This window comes from Variovorax sp. LjRoot84, from assembly GCF_964254305.1.
In the GTDB taxonomy this organism is placed as follows: Bacteria; Pseudomonadota; Gammaproteobacteria; order Burkholderiales; family Burkholderiaceae_C; genus Variovorax.
The window spans coordinates 4,388,080-4,404,659 of the sequence record NZ_CAXUTE020000001.1; the positions used below are offsets into that span (position 1 = coordinate 4,388,080).

The 16,580-nt window shown below is 66.3% G+C and carries 15 protein-coding genes and 1 pseudogene; 2 read left to right on the forward strand and 14 right to left on the reverse strand.

Features of this window, described 5'->3' with window-relative positions:
* Position 1 precedes the first annotated feature (1 nt).
* From ACSQ9I_RS21850 to ACSQ9I_RS21875, 6 genes are read right to left on the reverse strand one after another with little or no spacing between them, the layout of a single operon-like run.
* Positions 2 to 802 carry an SDR family NAD(P)-dependent oxidoreductase gene (locus ACSQ9I_RS21850; protein ID WP_436314438.1) on the reverse strand — a complete coding sequence of 267 codons (801 nt, stop codon included), beginning with the start codon at positions 800 to 802 and terminating at the stop codon, positions 2 to 4.
* Entirely contained in the window at positions 799 to 1,578 is a 780-nt protein-coding gene (locus ACSQ9I_RS21855) for an SDR family oxidoreductase (RefSeq protein ID WP_436314439.1), read from the reverse strand. The genes ACSQ9I_RS21850 and ACSQ9I_RS21855 overlap by 4 nt, the downstream gene beginning before the upstream one ends.
* A gap of 16 nt (positions 1,579 to 1,594) precedes the next feature.
* The gene (locus tag ACSQ9I_RS21860) at positions 1,595 to 2,614 is read right to left on the reverse strand and encodes a TRAP transporter substrate-binding protein (RefSeq protein ID WP_436304942.1); all 1,020 of its coding nucleotides are present in this window, start codon (positions 2,612 to 2,614) and stop codon (positions 1,595 to 1,597) included.
* Positions 2,615 to 2,640: 26 nt separating this feature from the next.
* Positions 2,641 to 3,918 carry a TRAP transporter large permease gene (locus ACSQ9I_RS21865; RefSeq protein WP_093102738.1) on the reverse strand — a complete coding sequence of 426 codons (1,278 nt, stop codon included), beginning with the start codon at positions 3,916 to 3,918 and terminating at the stop codon, positions 2,641 to 2,643.
* Entirely contained in the window at positions 3,915 to 4,460 is a 546-nt protein-coding gene (locus tag ACSQ9I_RS21870) for a TRAP transporter small permease (RefSeq protein WP_093102736.1), read from the reverse strand. Before ACSQ9I_RS21870 ends, ACSQ9I_RS21865 begins: the two co-directional genes overlap by 4 nt.
* Before the next feature lie 2 nt (positions 4,461 to 4,462).
* Positions 4,463 to 5,878, reverse strand: coding sequence for an FAD-binding oxidoreductase (locus tag ACSQ9I_RS21875; RefSeq protein ID WP_436314440.1), 1,416 nt, complete (start codon positions 5,876 to 5,878; stop codon positions 4,463 to 4,465).
* Between the two features lie 144 nt (positions 5,879 to 6,022).
* On the opposite strand from ACSQ9I_RS21875, the gene ACSQ9I_RS21880 reads away from it, so the two are divergent.
* Positions 6,023 to 6,706, forward strand: a complete 684-nt coding sequence (locus tag ACSQ9I_RS21880; protein ID WP_436314441.1) for a GntR family transcriptional regulator — start codon at positions 6,023 to 6,025, stop codon at positions 6,704 to 6,706.
* A gap of 36 nt (positions 6,707 to 6,742) precedes the next feature.
* Here ACSQ9I_RS21880 and ACSQ9I_RS21885 read toward each other — a convergent pair.
* Positions 6,743 to 6,940, reverse strand: a pseudogene (locus tag ACSQ9I_RS21885) (ABC transporter substrate-binding protein); the annotation flags it as partial.
* A 46-nt stretch (positions 6,941 to 6,986) separates the two neighbouring features.
* Entirely contained in the window at positions 6,987 to 9,068 is a 2,082-nt protein-coding gene (locus ACSQ9I_RS21890; protein ID WP_436314442.1) for an LTA synthase family protein, read from the reverse strand.
* 669 nt (positions 9,069 to 9,737) lie between these two features.
* Between ACSQ9I_RS21890 and ACSQ9I_RS21895 the strand changes: the two genes are divergently transcribed.
* Positions 9,738 to 11,924, forward strand: coding sequence for a S8 family serine peptidase (locus ACSQ9I_RS21895; RefSeq protein WP_436314443.1), 2,187 nt, complete (start codon positions 9,738 to 9,740; stop codon positions 11,922 to 11,924).
* A 1,277-nt stretch (positions 11,925 to 13,201) separates the two neighbouring features.
* Here ACSQ9I_RS21895 and ACSQ9I_RS21900 read toward each other — a convergent pair.
* The 6 genes from ACSQ9I_RS21900 to ACSQ9I_RS21925 all read right to left on the reverse strand — a co-directional run bounded on the left by ACSQ9I_RS21900 (position 13,202) and on the right by ACSQ9I_RS21925 (position 16,508).
* Positions 13,202 to 13,672, reverse strand: coding sequence for a DM13 domain-containing protein (locus tag ACSQ9I_RS21900; RefSeq protein ID WP_436309547.1), 471 nt, complete (start codon positions 13,670 to 13,672; stop codon positions 13,202 to 13,204).
* A gap of 248 nt (positions 13,673 to 13,920) precedes the next feature.
* Complete coding sequence (locus ACSQ9I_RS21905) at positions 13,921 to 14,127, reverse strand: hypothetical protein (protein WP_093102726.1); 207 nt, start codon at positions 14,125 to 14,127, stop codon at positions 13,921 to 13,923.
* Between the two features lie 42 nt (positions 14,128 to 14,169).
* Entirely contained in the window at positions 14,170 to 14,607 is a 438-nt protein-coding gene (locus ACSQ9I_RS21910) for a LysR substrate-binding domain-containing protein (protein WP_436314444.1), read from the reverse strand.
* Positions 14,608 to 14,665: 58 nt separating this feature from the next.
* Entirely contained in the window at positions 14,666 to 15,184 is a 519-nt protein-coding gene (locus ACSQ9I_RS21915) for a LysR substrate-binding domain-containing protein (RefSeq protein WP_436314445.1), read from the reverse strand.
* Positions 15,079 to 15,345, reverse strand: coding sequence for a helix-turn-helix domain-containing protein (locus ACSQ9I_RS21920; protein ID WP_436315798.1), 267 nt, complete (start codon positions 15,343 to 15,345; stop codon positions 15,079 to 15,081). Before ACSQ9I_RS21920 ends, ACSQ9I_RS21915 begins: the two co-directional genes overlap by 106 nt.
* Positions 15,346 to 15,449: 104 nt before the next feature.
* Entirely contained in the window at positions 15,450 to 16,508 is a 1,059-nt protein-coding gene (locus tag ACSQ9I_RS21925; RefSeq protein WP_436314446.1) for a DUF3500 domain-containing protein, read from the reverse strand.
* Positions 16,509 to 16,580 lie beyond the last annotated feature (72 nt).

The following is a 16,580-nucleotide window of genomic DNA, read 5'->3' on the forward strand; positions in this document are numbered from 1 at the left end:
CTCAATTCATCATCAGGCCGCCGTCGATGTTGATCGACTGGCCCGTCATGTAGTCGGCTGCCTGCGAAGCGAGAAACATCGCCAGGTCGGCCACATCCTCGGGGGTCTGCGCCCGGCCCATGGGCACGGCGGCCACGCGCTGCTGCCACGCCTGGCCCCGGGGCACGCCTTGCAGCGCGGTCCAGTCGCGGTCCATGCGCTGCCACATGTCGGTCTCCACCAGCCCGGGGCAGATCGCGTTGACGGTGATCTGCGGCGCGAAGGCGATGGCCGCCGACTGGGTGAGGCTGATCACCGCCGCCTTGCTGGCGCGGTAGTGCGGGATCACCGCCGCGATCGCGCCGGCGCCGCTGCGGCCGGCGATCGACGCCATCAGCAGGATCTTGCCGCGCGGCCTGCCTTCGGCCAGCGGCGGCTGCGCCAGCATCTGCCGCGCCGCCGCCTGCAGCGTGAGGAAGCTGCCCTTCACGTTGACGCCGAGCATGCGGTCCCAGTCGCTGCCATCCAGTTCGAGCAGCGGCTTGAGCTGCATGATGCCGGCGTTGCAGACCATCACGTCGAGGCGGCCGAATGCGTCGACCGTGCGCCCGACCAGTGCCGCGCAATCCTCGGCACGCGTCACGTCGGCCGGCACGCCGAGCGTGTCGAGTTCGGCCGCCGCGTCAGCGCAGGAGCCGACGTCGATATCGGAAACCACCACCCGTGCACCCTGTCCTGCGAAAGCCCGCGCCAGCGCACGGCCGATGCCCTGCCCGGCGCCGGTGACGGCCACAACCGGCCCGCCGCTCGCGGCCTGCGTCACGGCGCCACCTTGCGCTGCAGCGCTTCGCCGGCAACGTAGGTGCGGTTCCACACAGGAGAGATCACCAGCTCGTTGATGCAGACGTGCGGCGGCATCTCGGCGATGAAGCGGATCGTGCGCCCCAGGTCCGCCTCCTGGAGCATGCGCGCCTTCTCCGCGTCGGTCGGCTGCACCGGCCGCTTCTTCAGGATCGGCGTGGCGACTTCGCCCGGGCACAGCGCGGTGGCGCGCAGGCCGTTGACGCACTCCTCAATGTTGAAGGAATGCGTGAGCGCCATCAACGCGGCCTTGCTGGCGGTGTAGGCCGGTCCGGTCAGGTACTCGTAGTGCCAGCCCGCGAAGGAGGCGACGTTGATCACCGTGCCCTCGCGGCGCGCGCGCATGCCCTTGGCCGCCGCCAGCGTGCAGTAGGTGGCGCCGTTCAGGTTGACGGCGACCACCTGCTCGAAGGTGGCCGCGTCGGTTTCGCACCAGTAGCGCTTGGGGAAGTTGATGCCGGCGCTGTTGACGAGGATGTCGATGCGGCCTAGCTCGGCCTCGATCGTCCGCGCCACCACCGCGACGGCCGTCGCATCCGCCACGTCCAGCGGCGCGGCCGTGATGGCGCCACGCGGCGCGCCGAGGCGCTCGGCGGCCTCGATGCCCGCGTCGAGCTTGGGCGCCTCGCGCCCGGAGATGACGACCCGGCAACCGGCAAGGGCCAGTTCGGTCGCGCCGGCCCATCCGATGCCGCTGCCGCCGCCCGTGACCCAGGCGACCTTTCCGGAAAGACTCATCGTCGACACCCTCGCCTCAGTTGCCGCGGATGCGCTTGAGCTCGGAGGTGACCATGGTGATCGCCTCGCCGCCGATGGCCTTGGCGTGGCGCTCGTAGATCACGCTCGAGCGATCGCGGATGCGCTGCATCTCGGCCGGCGCGATCTCGTTGACCGCCATGCCCTTCGCCTTGAGGTTGTCCACGCTGCGCGCTTCCATGGCGCGGTTGGCGCGGCGCTGCTCGTCGCGGCCTTGCAGCGCGCATTCGCGCAGCGTGGTCTGCTCCTGCGGCGAGAGCGTGTCCCAGATCTTGCGGGAGAACAGCACCAGCGTCGGGCTGTAGGCGTGCTTGGTCAGCGTGAGGTACTTCTGCACCTCGTAGAACTTCATGTTCTCGATGTTGGTGAAGGGGTTCTCCTGGCCGTCCACCGTCTTGGTCTCGAGCGCCGAGTAGACCTCGGTGAAGGCCATCGGCACCGCGTTGCTGCCCAGGGTCTTGAAGGTGTCGAGGAAGATGGTGTTCTGCATCACGCGCATCTTCACGCCGTCGAAATCCTCGACCTTGTTGATCGGCCGCTTCGAGTTGGTCGTGTGGCGAAAGCCGTTCTCCCACCAGGCGAGATTGACGAGGCCGACCGCCGGCAGCTTGGCGGCGAACCAGTCGCCGACCTTGCCGTCGAGCAGCTTGTCGGCCTCGCTGGAAGTGTTGAAGAGGAAGGGCAGATCGAACACGCCCAGCTCCGGCACGATCGAGACCACCGGCGCGGTCGAGGTGATCACCATCTCGAGCGAGCCCGTGCGCACGCTCTGCGTGCCGGTGAGGTCGTTGCCCAATGCGCCGTCCCAGAAGGGCTGGATCTTCATCTTGCCGCCGCTCTTCTCGAGCGTGCAGGCGCCCATCTTGGCGAGGCCGTTGCCCATCGGGTGCTCCTTGCTCACGCCGTTGGAGACGCGGAAGTTGCGCTCCTTGAACTGGGCCTGTGCGGCCCCGGCTGCAACACCGGCGGCCAAGGCCACGGCAACGAATCGGGAAAGGCGGGAAGAACGGATCGTCATCGTATGTCTCCTTTATGTGTGAAAAATCAGCTCAGCCACTTGAGCGGCACCAGCACCAGCGCCGGAAACAGCACCAGCAGCAGCAGCACGATGAGTTCGGCCCAGAGGAAGGGCCACAGGCCGCGCATCAGGTCCCGCATCGAGATCTTGGCCACGCCGCACATCACGTTGAGCACGATGCCCACCGGCGGCGTGATCAGGCCAATGGCGTTGTTCATGATGAACAGCACGCCGAAGTACACCGGATCGATGCCCGCCTGCTTGACCACCGGCATCAGCACGGGCGTGAGGATCATCAGCGTGGGCGCGAAGTCGAGCGCGGTGCCGACGATCACCACGATGACCATGATCACCAGCATCAGGAGGATCTTGTTGCCCATGAAGGGTTCGAGCATCGCTGCCACCTGCGCCGGCACCTCGGAGGTGGTGATCAGCCAGGCCGACACCAGCGCCGCTGCGATCAGGAACACCACCACGGCGGTGCTCTTCGCGGCCGCCACGAGCAGGCCGTAGCACTGGCGCGCGCTCAGCTCGCGATAGACAAAGGCGCCGAGCACGAAGGCGTAGACGCAGGCCGCCACGCCGGCTTCGGTGGGCGTGAAGATGCCGAACTTGAGCCCCCCGATGATCCCCAGCGGCATCAGCAGCGCCCAGATGCCGTCGACCGCGGCGCGGCCGCGCGCGGCCATCGACTGGCGCGGCTGCACCGCCACCTTGTCGCGCCGCGCCACCCACTGCCAGGCGATGACCAGCGACAGGCCCATCATCAGCCCCGGCACGATGCCGGCGAGGAACAGCTTGCCGATCGACACGTTGGCGATGACGCCGAACACGATCAGTCCGATCGACGGCGGAATCACCGGCGCGATCACGCCGCCGGCGGCGATCAGCCCGGCCGAGCGCGGCACGTCGTAGCCGGCCTGTCGCATCATCGGAATCAGCATCGCCCCGATGGCCGCGGCGTCGGCGGCGGCGCTGCCGGAGATCGCCGCCATCACCACCGAGGCGAAGATCGCCACCAGCCCGAGGCCGCCGCGCAGGTGGCCGACCCAGGCCAGCGCGAAGTTGACGATGCGCCGCGAGATGCCGCCGGCGTTCATCAGCTCGCCGGCCAGTATGAAGAAGGGGATCGCCAGCAGCGGGAAACTGTCCGCGCCCTCCACCAGCTTCTGCGACAGGATGGTGGTGTCGATCTGGCCCTGGGCGACCATCAGGGCGCCGCCGCAGATCAGCAGCGCGAAGGCAATCGGCGCGCCCAGCATCATGGCGCCGAGCAGCGAGATGGTGAATACGGCGATCGTCATGGCCGGGCTCCCGGATGAGCGACCTCGTGCGGGATTTCCTCGCTCTCCGTCACCTGCACCAGTTCGTCGTCGCGCAGTCGGCCGGTGGCGATGCGCCACAGCGCGTGCAGCGCGTGGGCGCCGATCGCCACGCTGGTCAAGTAGCCGACGCCGAAGACCCAGATCATCGAGATCTCGGTGACCGGCGCCTTGGTGGTGGCATTGACCTCGTGCTGCTGCCAGGTGCCCCAGAACAGCATCACGCAGCAAATCAGCACGATCGCCTGGCTGGCCGCCAGGCAGGCCAGCTTGCCGCGCCGCGACAGGCGGCTGACGAAGCCGTCCATGCCCAGGTGGGCGCCGTCGCGCATCGCGACGATGGCGCCGATGAAGGTGAGCCAGACGAAGAAGAAGCGCGACAGCTCCTCGGACACCTGGATGCCGGAGTTGAACGCGTAGCGCAGCACCACGTTGCCGAACACCATCAGCACCATGCCCAGCAGCAAGGCCGCAAGCACCGCCTCGATGCCCTTGAACAGGCGGTCGACCCAGACGCGGCCCATGCTCACACCACCTTGCCGGGGTTGAGCAGGCCCGCGGGGTCGAGGGCCGCCTTCAGCGTCTTCATCAGCGCGATCTCCTCGGCGCTGCGCGCGTGGCCGAGCCAGCGCTTCTTCGCCGTGCCGATGCCATGCTCGGCCGATACCGTGCCGCCGAACTCGCGCACCAGGCCGTAGATCACCTCGTCCATCGCATCCTTGGGCTGCTGCTCGATCGACAGGCCGCGAACCCACGCCACCAGGTGCAGGTTGCCGTCGCCGATGTGCCCGTAATAGACGCTCTCGCAGCCGGGGATGCGCGCGGCCAGCGCCGCCTTGCAGGCACGCACGTAGGCATCCATCGACTTCACCGCCAGGCCGACGTCGTAGGAGACGTGCGGGCCCAAGGTGGGGAAGAACTCGGCGCAGGCATCGCGCAGCGCCCAGAACGACTGCGTATCGGCCATCGACTGCGCAACCACCGCGTCGGCCAGCACGCCCTCTTCCATCAGGCGCTCGAGCCAGCGCTGGAAACGCGGGCCGTCGATCGCCTCGTCGGTGCCCTGGGCCTCGACCAGCACATAGTGTCCGTGCGGTGCGCCGCCGGTCAGCGGATCGCGCACGCCCACCCGCTCGGTCACCACCTGCCAGTAGTCGGGCCACATGACCTCGAAGGCCGAAAGCAACGGCCCCAGTCCGCCGCGCGCGGCGCCCAGCAGGCGCACCACGCTGTCGTAGTCAGGCACGGCGCACAGCGCCGACAGCGTGCAGCCCGGCTGCGGGTGCAGCCGCAGCACGATGCGGGTGATGATGCCCAGCGTCCCCTCGCTGCCAATGAACAGGTGCTTGAGGTCGTAGCCGGCGTTGTTCTTCAGCATCTTGTTGAGGCTGGTCATCACCGTGCCGTCGGGCAGCACCACCTCCAGGCCGAGCACCAGCTCGCGTGCCATGCCGTAGCGGATCACGCGGTTGCCGCCCGCGTTGGTCGACAGGTTGCCGCCGATGGCGCAGGAGCCGCGCGCGCCGAGGTCGAGCGCGAAATAGAAGCCGGCTTCGGCGGCTGCGCGCTGCACCAGTTCGAGCGGCGTTCCGGCCCACACCGTCATGGTGGCGCTCGCGGGGTCGATCTCCTCGACGCCGACCATGCGCTCCAGTGACAGTGCCACCCAGCCGTCTTCCGGCCGCGCACCGCCGCACAGGCCGGTCAAGCCGCCTTGCGGCACCACCGGCACGCCGGCTTCGCGGCAGGCGACCAGGGCAGCCGAGACGCCCGCCGCATCCACCGGCCGCACCACCGCCAGCGGGCGCGTCGGCGGCTGGGTGCTCCAGTCGTTGCGGTTGCGCTGCGGCACCTCGTCGCCAAAGAGCACGGCGGAGGCGCCGAGCACCTCGCGCAGCGCGAGCAAGGACGGCGGCACGGCAATCGAAAGCGTGAGCGTCATGGGCATCCGTTCGAAAGAGATGAGCGCATCATCTTGTATGTAAGGCACTAGAGCATTAGTATTTCCTCGGGCTACTCCCTACGCCCGCAGGTCGGCTATAAGCCCCTGGGTGCCCTGCCCGACTCCATCAGCCTCCATCGCACCGTGTCTGCATCCAACCGATTCAAGATCGAAGCTCCCAAATCACTCGCGGCCCTCGTGGCACAGCGCCTGCGCGAAGCCATCATCGACGGCGAGTTCGCGCTGGGGGAGATGATTCCGGAGGAGTCGCTGGCGAGCTCCTTCGGCGTCAGCCGCACCCCGGTGCGCGAAGCGCTGAACCAACTGCAGCTGGCCGGCCTGGTGGTGATCCGGCCGCAACGTGGCAGCTATGTGTTCGAGCCCAGCGAGGCCGACATCGCCGCGATCTGCGAATTCCGTTGCCTGCTGGAGCCGCGCGCGGCCGAGCTCGCCTACCAGAACGGGCGCGAAGCCACCGCCGCGGCGCTGCAGGCGGCGATCGACGAGATGGAGGAGGCGCGCGCCGCGCGCGACGCAGTGCGCTACGGCCGCGCTGACACGCGGCTGCACGAGGCCTTCTTCGAGCATTGCGGCAACCCGTACATGCAGGCCGCCTACGCCACCGCCGCGACCAAGATCGCGGCGCTGCGCACGCACCTGTCGGCGCCGGCCGACGTGCTGCACACGGCCGGCTTCGAGCAGCACTCGAATCTGCTGGCGCTGTTTCGTGCCGGCGACTTCGCCGCCTTCGAAGCGCTGATGCGCGCCCACGTCACCGGCACGCGCAACAGCTACGTCGCCAGCCTCAAGGCGCGCGCCGCCGCGTGAAGCGGCAACATGACGCCGCGGACGGCAAGCCTTGACCTATGCCTCATTCGGCGCGACTGAGGCGCCCTCAATGCCGTGACGTTGCAATGCGTCGGCGACGAACCCGCTGTCCTTCATCTCTTCGACGAAAGCGTGAAGTGCACGTGCGGCGCCCGCTCCTCTTGTTTTCGGCACCCCCATGGCTTGCTGGATCACCATGAAGCGACCGGGCAGTAGACGGAGTCCGGCGTGCTTGCGGCAATCTGACTCAAGCGGTCTCAAGCCGCCCAGGACCAATCCATCATTGGCGAAGCCAAGGACTCAACGGATCGGCGCCATCGCTGGGACGGGCAAGCATCGACAGTTCCGCATGCATGCGCCACTCGAGCATGTCCTGCTTCGTGCTCGCCAACTCTTGAGCGTCGATATCGGCGAGCGCGACCAGTTCCTTGGGATCCTTGTCGAGGTCGAACACCTCCATCGGCTGGCGGTCGAAGCTGTAGATGTATTTGCGCTGACCGCGTCGGGCACTGAGAAACGACCAGTCGATGCTGCTTGTGTAAAAAAGCTTCCGACTCGCATCGACCGCATGCAGAAGCGACTGGCCGGGCAGCTCCGCGCCTTCGACGCGATAACCGAGCAGTTCGACGACGGTCGGGAGGATGTCGATCTGCTGGCGGGGACCGCGTACCGTACCGGGCTGCAGTGCCATCCCGGGCGCGTAGATCAGCGCCGGGACATGCAGGCCCTCTTGATAAATGGCGTTGTGAATCTGCCTGGCGCCATGTTCGTCGAACATCTGTCCGTGATCGCCTACGATGATGAGGATGGTGTCGTCGAGCACCCCCAGGCGCCGGTAGCCCTCGATGAGGGTCGAGAGCACGCCATCGATATAACGCAGGCAGTTGTAGTAGGCCTCCAGCTTGGGATTGGAAACACCTTCGAACCTCATCTTCAGCCACGTCGAGGGCGTCTCGAAATTGTGGTGGCCCACGTTGGTCATGATGGCGGTAAAGAACGGACGCTTGGCCCTGGATTGAGCAGCTGTCCAGTCAAGGATGGGCTGGACCACCCACTCGTCCGCGATGCCGAAATAGGTGACGCGTTCGGCCTCTGGGTGAATGAGCTCCTGTTCGGTCTGGATGAACTCGAAGTTGAAGGTGTCGATGACGTCGAGGTCATTCTGGAATCGCAAATCCGTGGGGGTGAAGAAGCTGGTCGCATAGCCCGCGTCGCGCAGGACGGAGGGCAGCGAGCGAATGCGAGGTTGCTTGCGGTTCTCGTTGGCCCAGCTTTGGGTGCCCTCGTTGGCCAACGGATACTGGCCGCCGAGCACAGCCATCCACGCCGCCGCGGTGCGCGGAATGACTGCGGTCATGTCCTCGACCACGAGGCTCTTGCTGGCCAGATTCCATAGAAACGGCGTCGTCTGCAACGCCGGCGTGTGCAGAGTCGTCGACTCCGCGCGCACAGACTCCAGCATCACGATCACAACGTTGCGGCGATTCGTCTTCTCGGTCTCCTTGAGCGCCATGTGGGCGCTGTGCCAGCGCGGCTTGTGCGTCCGTTCGAACTCTTGTGCCACTTTCACTTGAACATCGTGGGCGAGCGTAGGGGCGGCGGTCATGGCCAGCGTGATGAGCGTGCCCTCGGTGTGCCGCAGCAGCGGCAGCACGCCATGGGCCGGGGTCGGCAGCACGATCGCCAACGAGAGCGCCAGCGCTACCGCGCCACCCAAGAACGCGCGCGGCCCACCGAACAAGGGCGTGCTGGCCAGCGCACGTTGGCGCCAAGCCCAGGCCGCGGCGACGAGGATGCCGCCCGCGATGGCCAGCACCCGGAAGGGAGTCGTTTCCGACGCAACAAGCGGCGCCAGTTCCTTGGCGTTCAAAACGGCGAACAACAGAACCCTCAAACTGCCGGGCTGCCCGGTGGCGAGCTGATAGGCCAGGTCGATGCCGACCAAAGCGCACAGCAGCAGCACGAGCAACTGCAGCAAGTGCACGATGCCGCGCTGAGCCCGCCTCGGCGTGAGTGCGAGCACCAGCCCCATCGCGAGCGCCGTCAAGCCGATGGAGATGGCGTCGCGCCACAAGCAGGCGGCCAGGCCCGTCACCTGGCCGGCCGCGATGATTGCCCACACGCGCAACGTCCGGTCCAGGGTCTCGTCGGGACTTGTTTGCGGAAACGCGAGCGCGAGTGTGACCGAGATAGCGGCGGCGATCGGCAAGAACACCCATCGGTGTCGCGGCATCACCAGTCTCTGGATCGCATAGCCCGCGAGCAACGCGAGCAGGAAGCGCAGGGAAACGAACCACCAGAGCCATTTCAACAGCGCCCCCCATCCGGCGCCATCTTCCGGCGCCGCGAGCAGTGCATCCATGACCAATGCGGTCTTGGCGAGACCCAACCAAAGTGCCAAGGGAACGAGCAACACCCAAGCGACTTGCCAGGGACCCTTGCCAGCCGTTCCGAGTGGCTCGCCCGCCGGGACTGTGTGTCTATCGCGATGCGCATCGGACACCCCCCCAGAATGCCTGTTCGGTGCTGGAGTTCGACGCCTGCGACGCGTCAGCGCCGGAGTCTTTGGGGAGGACAACTTTAGTTCCCGTTGGTTCCGCATCGTACTCCCGCCGGATGCAGTCTTAAGGTCCACTGATTCAGCACGCGAACTCGCCGAGATCCGGATCAGCAGCCACATCCCTATGGAACCCCAGGGCTTGCTGAAGCCGGCGGTTGGCGCGCACGAGGCCAGCGCAAGCCCGTCTGAATTTCTTGCCCGATTGTTCGAAGTCACTCCGGAGATGCGCGACCGGGCTGCAGCCAGAGGTCAATAGGCGACCATCGAGGAGTTTCCCCCAACCTCGCTGCATACCTATTCCAAACTTTCACAGAGTCGCTCATCAGGACGGCTGCCTCCGACCTTCTGCCGCTGGGCGGGCTCCGCCAACTTGTTCGACATGCATAGGTCACGGTCTATTGCTTACTGGGGATGTCGAGATCACCGACCCCTATGTACGATGCGCCGGTCCGCATTCTCGAAAGGGATCCCATGTCCAAGACTGACACGGTCAATCGCAGACCCGGCTATGCCGTCGAACTTCAAGCTGGCGAGGTGGTGCCGCGCGGACGAGCGATCGTGATTAGCGCTGACGCTGCAGTCTCGCCCGAGGCTTGGCGCGGCGTCGCGGTAGCAGGCCAACGTGTCAACGTCAAAGCGCAGGCCGACGGCCGCGGTGCAGCGATCGACACGTCGACACTCACGCCAGGCTCGCACATGCTGCGGGTGGAGGAACTGTGGTCCAAACGCTCAGGCAAGAGCTTGCCGGACTCCGAGATCCCATTTGTCGTGGTCGACACAAGCGCCCCGCTGCCGCGCGACACCGTGATCCGCCATGCGGTACGTCTGCGCTTTGACGATCTCAAGGTCAGCCGCAGCCCACTGATCGGCCCCTGTGCGGCGGGCATGGTCGAAGTCTTCAAGTCCGAGGACCGCAAGTCGCGCAAGCCCGCGCAACTGGCTTTCGATGCACAAGGCAAGCGCATCGACATCGACCGCGAGTTTGCCGAGCTTGCACGGCGTCAGCACAAGGTCTACGGCAAGCTGCACCCCGCACTGCACGCGCGCATCGAGGCTCAGCCGGCCCGCAAAGTACCCGTGGCGGTTTGGCTGGACAGTCCGGAGGCCGAACTTCCGGACAAGCCAGCGCGGGGCGTGGTCCGCCGCCGCCTCCCTGCAGAGGCCAAGGCACTAGAGGAAGGGCAGGCTGCGGCTGCCCGCTTCACGAAGGTAGCGGAGCGACAAGGCATGAAGATAGACCGCATCGACAGCGCCGCGCCGGTGGTCTTCGGTACCGTCGCCGCCGACCGCGTGGCCGAGCTCGCCACTTTGCCCGAGGTGGCCGCGGTGTTCCTGCACCAGACAGAAGGTATTGATGACCTCGGTACTTCCATAGGCATCGCCAACGCCGACGATGCGCATGCCTTGGGCTTCACCGGCACCGGCATCAACGTGGCCGTCTACGAGCTGGGCCCCGACGACACCAGCCTCCTAGATATCACCGATCAATTCGACAGCAGCCCGGCGACGAGCCAGCATTCGCGACATACACACGGCATCATCAAGAACGTCGAGCGCAACGCGCCCCATGGCCACGCACCCGACTGCAACCTGCATTCCGCCAACAGCCGCGACCTTGACGCGCTCCGCTGGGCAGTGCAGGACCGCGAGTGCACGGTGATCAGCCAGAGCTTCCATCGTCCCGACGAGCAGACTTCTGCCGGCCTGTCGTTCGATGACGTCTACAAGGACCATCTGGCGCTCCACTGGCCCTATCCGACCATTTGCGAAGCGGCTGGCAACGGCGCGGACACCGAGTTCGTCAACCACAAAGGCTTCAACCGCCTGGCCGTGGGTAACCACAACGACGCGGCCGGCGGAATGGCCTCGGATTCGGTGTTCCGCAACCCCGGTTCTTCGCACGGTGACCGCGAGTTGCCCGAGATCGCCGCCAACGGCACCGGTGTCACTGCCGTAGAGCTGACCCTCGGCGGCACGAGCATGGCAGCCCCGGCCGTGGCCGGCGGCGTGGCACTGATTCAGCAAGCGAACGCGACCCTGCGCTCGTGGCCCGAAGGCTGCCGCGCCATCATGATGGCCGCCGCCTGGCGTAACCCGGCCGGGAGCACGTGGCGAAACGATGTGGTGGCTGGCGTCGACGCGTCCGACGGCGCCGGAGCCATCGACACGAACGCCGCTGTGCAGATCGCTCGCGCCCGCCGCGGCCGCAAAAATACGCCGGCGCGCCGCGGCTTTGACGTCGGCACGGTAGTGTCGGCTGATGTCGGCGCCGACGGCTTCCTGACCTATGTTTACCGCATCAGCGTGCCCCGCGTGCTGCTGTCGCCCACCGTCAAGGTCGCACTGGCATGGGATTCGAAGATCACGATGCTCAGCATCCTTGGCATCAAATTACCGATCGCATCGGTCCTGGCGGTCGACCTTGATCTGCACGTGCGGGATTCAACCGGCGCGACGGTGGCCTCGAGCGATACGTGGGACAACAGCTATGAGATCGCCGAGTTCGCGGCGCGACGTGGCGAGACCTACGAAATCCGAATTCGGCGCTGGTCGGGGACCGACAACGTGTGGTTCGGTGTGGCATGGGAGGTGCGCGGAATCGACTTCGTCATCGATCGATTCGCCGAGGCGTCACAGGTTGTCCTGGGTCGACGCTAAAGTTCGCGAATCCCGGCTACGGCCCGAACCACGCCGTTCCACTATCCCTCTTCAAAGCCCGCCTCGCGCGGGCCTTTTTCTCGACGCTGCCCTGCCCTACCCTGCGAAGTGCCTTGTGCGGGCCTGGCGCCCATTTCCGCCGATCCGCCTTGCATCGCGCCAACGGCTGTCTTTGCGGGTGCGCCGCAGCTATTTCTTCGTTGATGCAGCTGAGGGGGTTGCCGGCGTTGCCGGTGTCGCAGGGGTGGCGGGTGCAGCTGGGGAAGTTGCCGTCGCAGGAGTCGCCGGGGTCGCTGGGGTGGCGGGCGTGGCCGGTGTCGCCGCGTTGGCTGATCCGGTGGCACTCGCATTGGAGGTCGATGAGTTGCCGGGGCCGCTTCCGGAGGCCGAGGCCGCTCCAGACCCGCCGCCAGATGCGCCCCCGCCAGAGCCTCCACCGCCGCCGGCCCCGCCGCCTGCGCCACCCCCGCCTCCACCTCCGCCCCCGGCTGCGTAGATCGAGGGCGCGACGCTGGCGCAAAGAGCAAGGGCAATGAGAGCAGGTGCACTGGACCGTCGCTGCAGTTTCATCTGAGATCCTTTGAGAATGATCGGGCGTCAAATATCACTGCCCATTTCACCGTAGGCAGTGGGTCAGAGCAGCGAGAGCCCGTAAGAAAAACGCCAATCAACAGGGCTCTTGCCCCGACCCGAAACGACCGCGGCCTTTTCGATCGTCCGCTGAAATTGCAGCGGAAATGCCAGGTCAAGCATGTCAGCGCTGGCTGAGCACCCCCCGGCGCCAGCTCAGAAGCCGCTCATCATCGATCCCCCTTCTTGTGGGAGCGCGCAGGCGCGTCTCAAGGGTGAGACGCCTTGGTTCGGCCAAGTCCTTCCGCTTGGGTTCGACCGGGACAGCAGCATGCCGCAGCGCCAAGGGAATGCGCCATCGCGGCCAACCGCGCCGACAGCAGCGCATGGAAACGCTGCAACACGCTGAACTCCAGCACGCGCCCCGCTGCCTGCGCCGGTACCACCAGGGCCGCAACGGATACTGCCAGCGCGAAGCCCACGCCGGTCGCCTGCAGCGCCCGGCCGCGCAAGCGAATGACGGCGCCAACACCGCATTACGCAGTGTCATGAACTCGAGACCGCCGCACGTCGATGTGCTGGAGAGCCTGTTGGCGAAGGACCCGGCGCCACGACGCTTACGGTGTCCATGCATGCAGCGGCGAGGGATTCGTCGGACTTTCAGACAGGCGGCCTTCACGCCACTCTCGCGCGTTGACGCATCCGCGTCATCGGTACTGGGCCGCAGTGATGAACTGGCCGAACGATTCGCACCAGACGATGACTGTGTTGTAGGCCGTCGGATCGGCAGATGCCGGCATCGGCACGATGAAGTTCTCGAAGGTTTTCACATCGCCTACGCGCAGCATCTTCGGCTTCAGCCGCAGGAAGTCGGCTTCGGTCTGAACGAACTCCGGAGCGAGATAGAGCTTGTAGTCAGGCCCGGGCGCGATCTTGCCTTGCAACGATACCGCGCTGCGGCTCACCGCCACCGTGCCCTCACCCCAGTGCAGGGCATCGCTGTCTGTCAGGTCGCGCCTGAACCGGCCGGTGAACTGCGCTTGCGCGGCCAGTGCCGCGACCTCGGCCTGCGCAGGCGCGGGCGGCGCCGTGAGAATGGGCAAGGCATAGATACCCACGCCGAAGCCCGTAGCGGCCACGACAGCGTGCGAAACGATGAGCAGGAGAATCTTCTTCATGAGTCTCCTTCGAATGCGTCGCAGTCCACGGGTTTGAGAAAGACGTCGACATGGGGCGCGCGCCCAAGGCGTCGTTAGGGTCAGCCCATTCTGATCCGCCATGGCGCTCTCGAAAAGATAGCGATTGCCGCCTTGCGCGAAGTTCCAGCGCGTTGCCGCCTTGGGTGCATCGACTCCGCGTCCGTTCCAACGCATGCGCTGACACAAGCCAGCGTGAAATGAAGCAACGCCCCATCCCCTTCGCCAGACTAGGGTGCTGCGTCAAGCGCCTTGATCGCCGCGATTGCCTCGTGCCTGGCCTCGATGAGCGCCTGTTCCTCCGAGTGCGTACCGGTTTGAACATTCTCAACCGGCAACCGATCATCGATCTGGAACGACCACCCCCAACGCGATTCAGTTTGCCAGACTTTGATCTCGACCTGGTGCCCGTGGTGTTCGAAGCTCGTGTCCGCCATGTCGTGCCTCCTGCAGTTGGAGTCACAGTATGAAGCAGCGGCCTATTCTCTTCTCCCGCTCCCATGGTCCATGACCATGACGGGTTCGAACGGCAGGAAGGTCAGGCCCCCGCCGCGATGCTCCAGAGCGGTGATGGGATCGACCAGCGACACGCCGAGGCCGGTGGCCACCATGGCGCAGACGCCGACCGACACCTGCGTTTCGACCTGCAGCCTGCGTTCGATGCCGTAGGAAGCGAAGAGCGCGTCGATATGCAGCCGCGACTCGAGCGGATATGGATGGGAGACGAATCGCTCGCCTGCCAGGTCCGCCGGCCGGATCCGCTTTCGTTTCGCGAGCGGGTGATCGCTCGGCATCACGCAGACCATTCGAGTCGAGATCAGCCGCTCGCCGTGCGTGCTTGAGTGGCTCGTTGGAAGAATTACGAAGCCGACGTCGCAGCGCTCGACTCCGCTCGCGCGCGGCATGCTGTCCGGCAAGGTCCGCAGCCTCGACCAGCTGGAGCCGAACGATGTGCGCCGGAAGTACCCTCGGTTTTCACCAGAGAACTTTCCGAGGAACGTGGCCCTGGTGGATCGCTTGGGTGATGTGGCGCAGAAGGAGTTCCGCATTTTGCAAGCAACGCGCTCTCGCTGTGGAGCGGAAGTTCAGATGGAGGTTGAAGGAGGATAAGAGGTCTGTTGCCGCCCGCCGGTCATGGAACTCCGGTTCGCCCGCGAGTCTGTGGAACCCCGAGGCCCCCGAACAGCGCGCTGCCGCGATCATTCGACTTCGAGTCGAACGCGCTGGTTTGAACAGGTTCGAGAAGTCGCAGACCTCCTGCGCCAGCTCGGCAATCGACGACATCAACGAACTCTGGCCGCCGCTTCGGTACAGCGCCACGTAGTTCACCAGGGGCAAGGCGGGCGATGTCTTCAGAACCGCCAGCGCACGGCGATCGATGAGTGGCTTCAGGCAGGCGCGCGGCAGGCAGCTGACGCCGATGCCTGCCACCGTGAATCCGATGAGTGCGAGCATGTTGTTGCTGTGGATGGTCCTCGCCTGCGCGAGGGCCAATGGGCACAGCCAGGGTTCGAAGAGGATCGCGGTGCGCCCTTTTCCGACAGCTTGGCATTCCGCTGGGCGCGGTCGAACAACGGCGCGCCGAGCGAGGACTCCAGCTCCTGCACGCGCTTGGAGATGGCCGACTGGGTGGTGTTGAGCTTGCGCGCTGGCATAGCGCAATGCCGCAGGATGTGCCCCAAGTTGTGGATTCAGCACAGCTGCCGCCAAGCCGCGCCCAACGAAGGCAAGCCAAGTGAACCCTGGCAGAACGCGACATTCAGTGCCGGTGGCTGCTTGCACGCGCGCGGCGGTAGTGTTCGCCGAGCACGTCGCGCCCCCAGTCACCCTGGAAGTCGCGCCACACGCTGTGGATGTGGTTGCCGCCCGAGTTGTCCCATTCGATCAAAAAGCGCGCGCCCTGGATGCGCCAGTAGTGCGGCTGGCCGCGCTCGGTGGCGCCGGCCCATCCGAAGCGGATACCGTCCAGGCCGCCCGCACGCACGCGTTCCAGTCGCTGCTGCGCCAACGACGATTCGGCCACCGAGGCCTGCGACTCGATGATGCGCAGCAGCAAGGCTTGCTGCGCTGCGTCCATGGCGCTGAAGGCCACACCCACAGGTGCCAACGGGTCCGGCTGGGCGGCATTGCGCGTGACGATGTCACCGAACGGCCGGGCACTGAAGATGGCCTGCTGGCGCTGCGCCGGCGAGAGCGCGGCCAGCAGCGCAAAGGCGCGGTCTTCCTCCTCGCCCAGCGCGCGCTGGCCCTTGCGCGGGCCCTTGTTGGCGATGTCGCGCGGCACCTGCGCCGGATTGGCACCCAAAAACTGCGGCAGCGTGGCCACTACCTGGCCGTCGGCCAGCGTGAAGTGCAGCGAGAGATGGTGCCCTTCAATACGCCAGCCCCAGGGCGAAGTGGAGTCCGGCGTGCCGAACAACGCGATGGCGTAGTTCTCCGGATCGCGCGAGAGGCCGAAGGATTCGATCTCGCGCAGCGCGATCTCCAAGGCGATGATGGCCTGCACCTTGACCAGCCCCGGCTCCGACAAGGCCGCGGCCAGCAACTGCTGCGCTGCCTGGCGCTGTGCATCCTCCATGGTCTTGAACGCAATGCCGGGCCGGCTACGCGGCGTGTAGTTCCAATCGCCGCGCGCCTCCAGCGTGAACGGCCGCAGCAGCTCTGGCCGCTGCCCCGCCGACGTCGCCTCCAGCAGCGCCCGCGCCGCGGCCGACATCGCCTGCGCCGCGCGGCCGGTGTCGGCCGCGGCGGCGGCAAGGGGCACCACGGCGAGCAAGGTCCAGCAGGTCATCCAGGCGGAGAGAGTGCGCAGCAGCATGGTTGGTCTTCTACCTGAAATGACCAATGAACAGGCGCAAGAATGCCTGAGTTGGGGTGGCGAGTCGAGTTG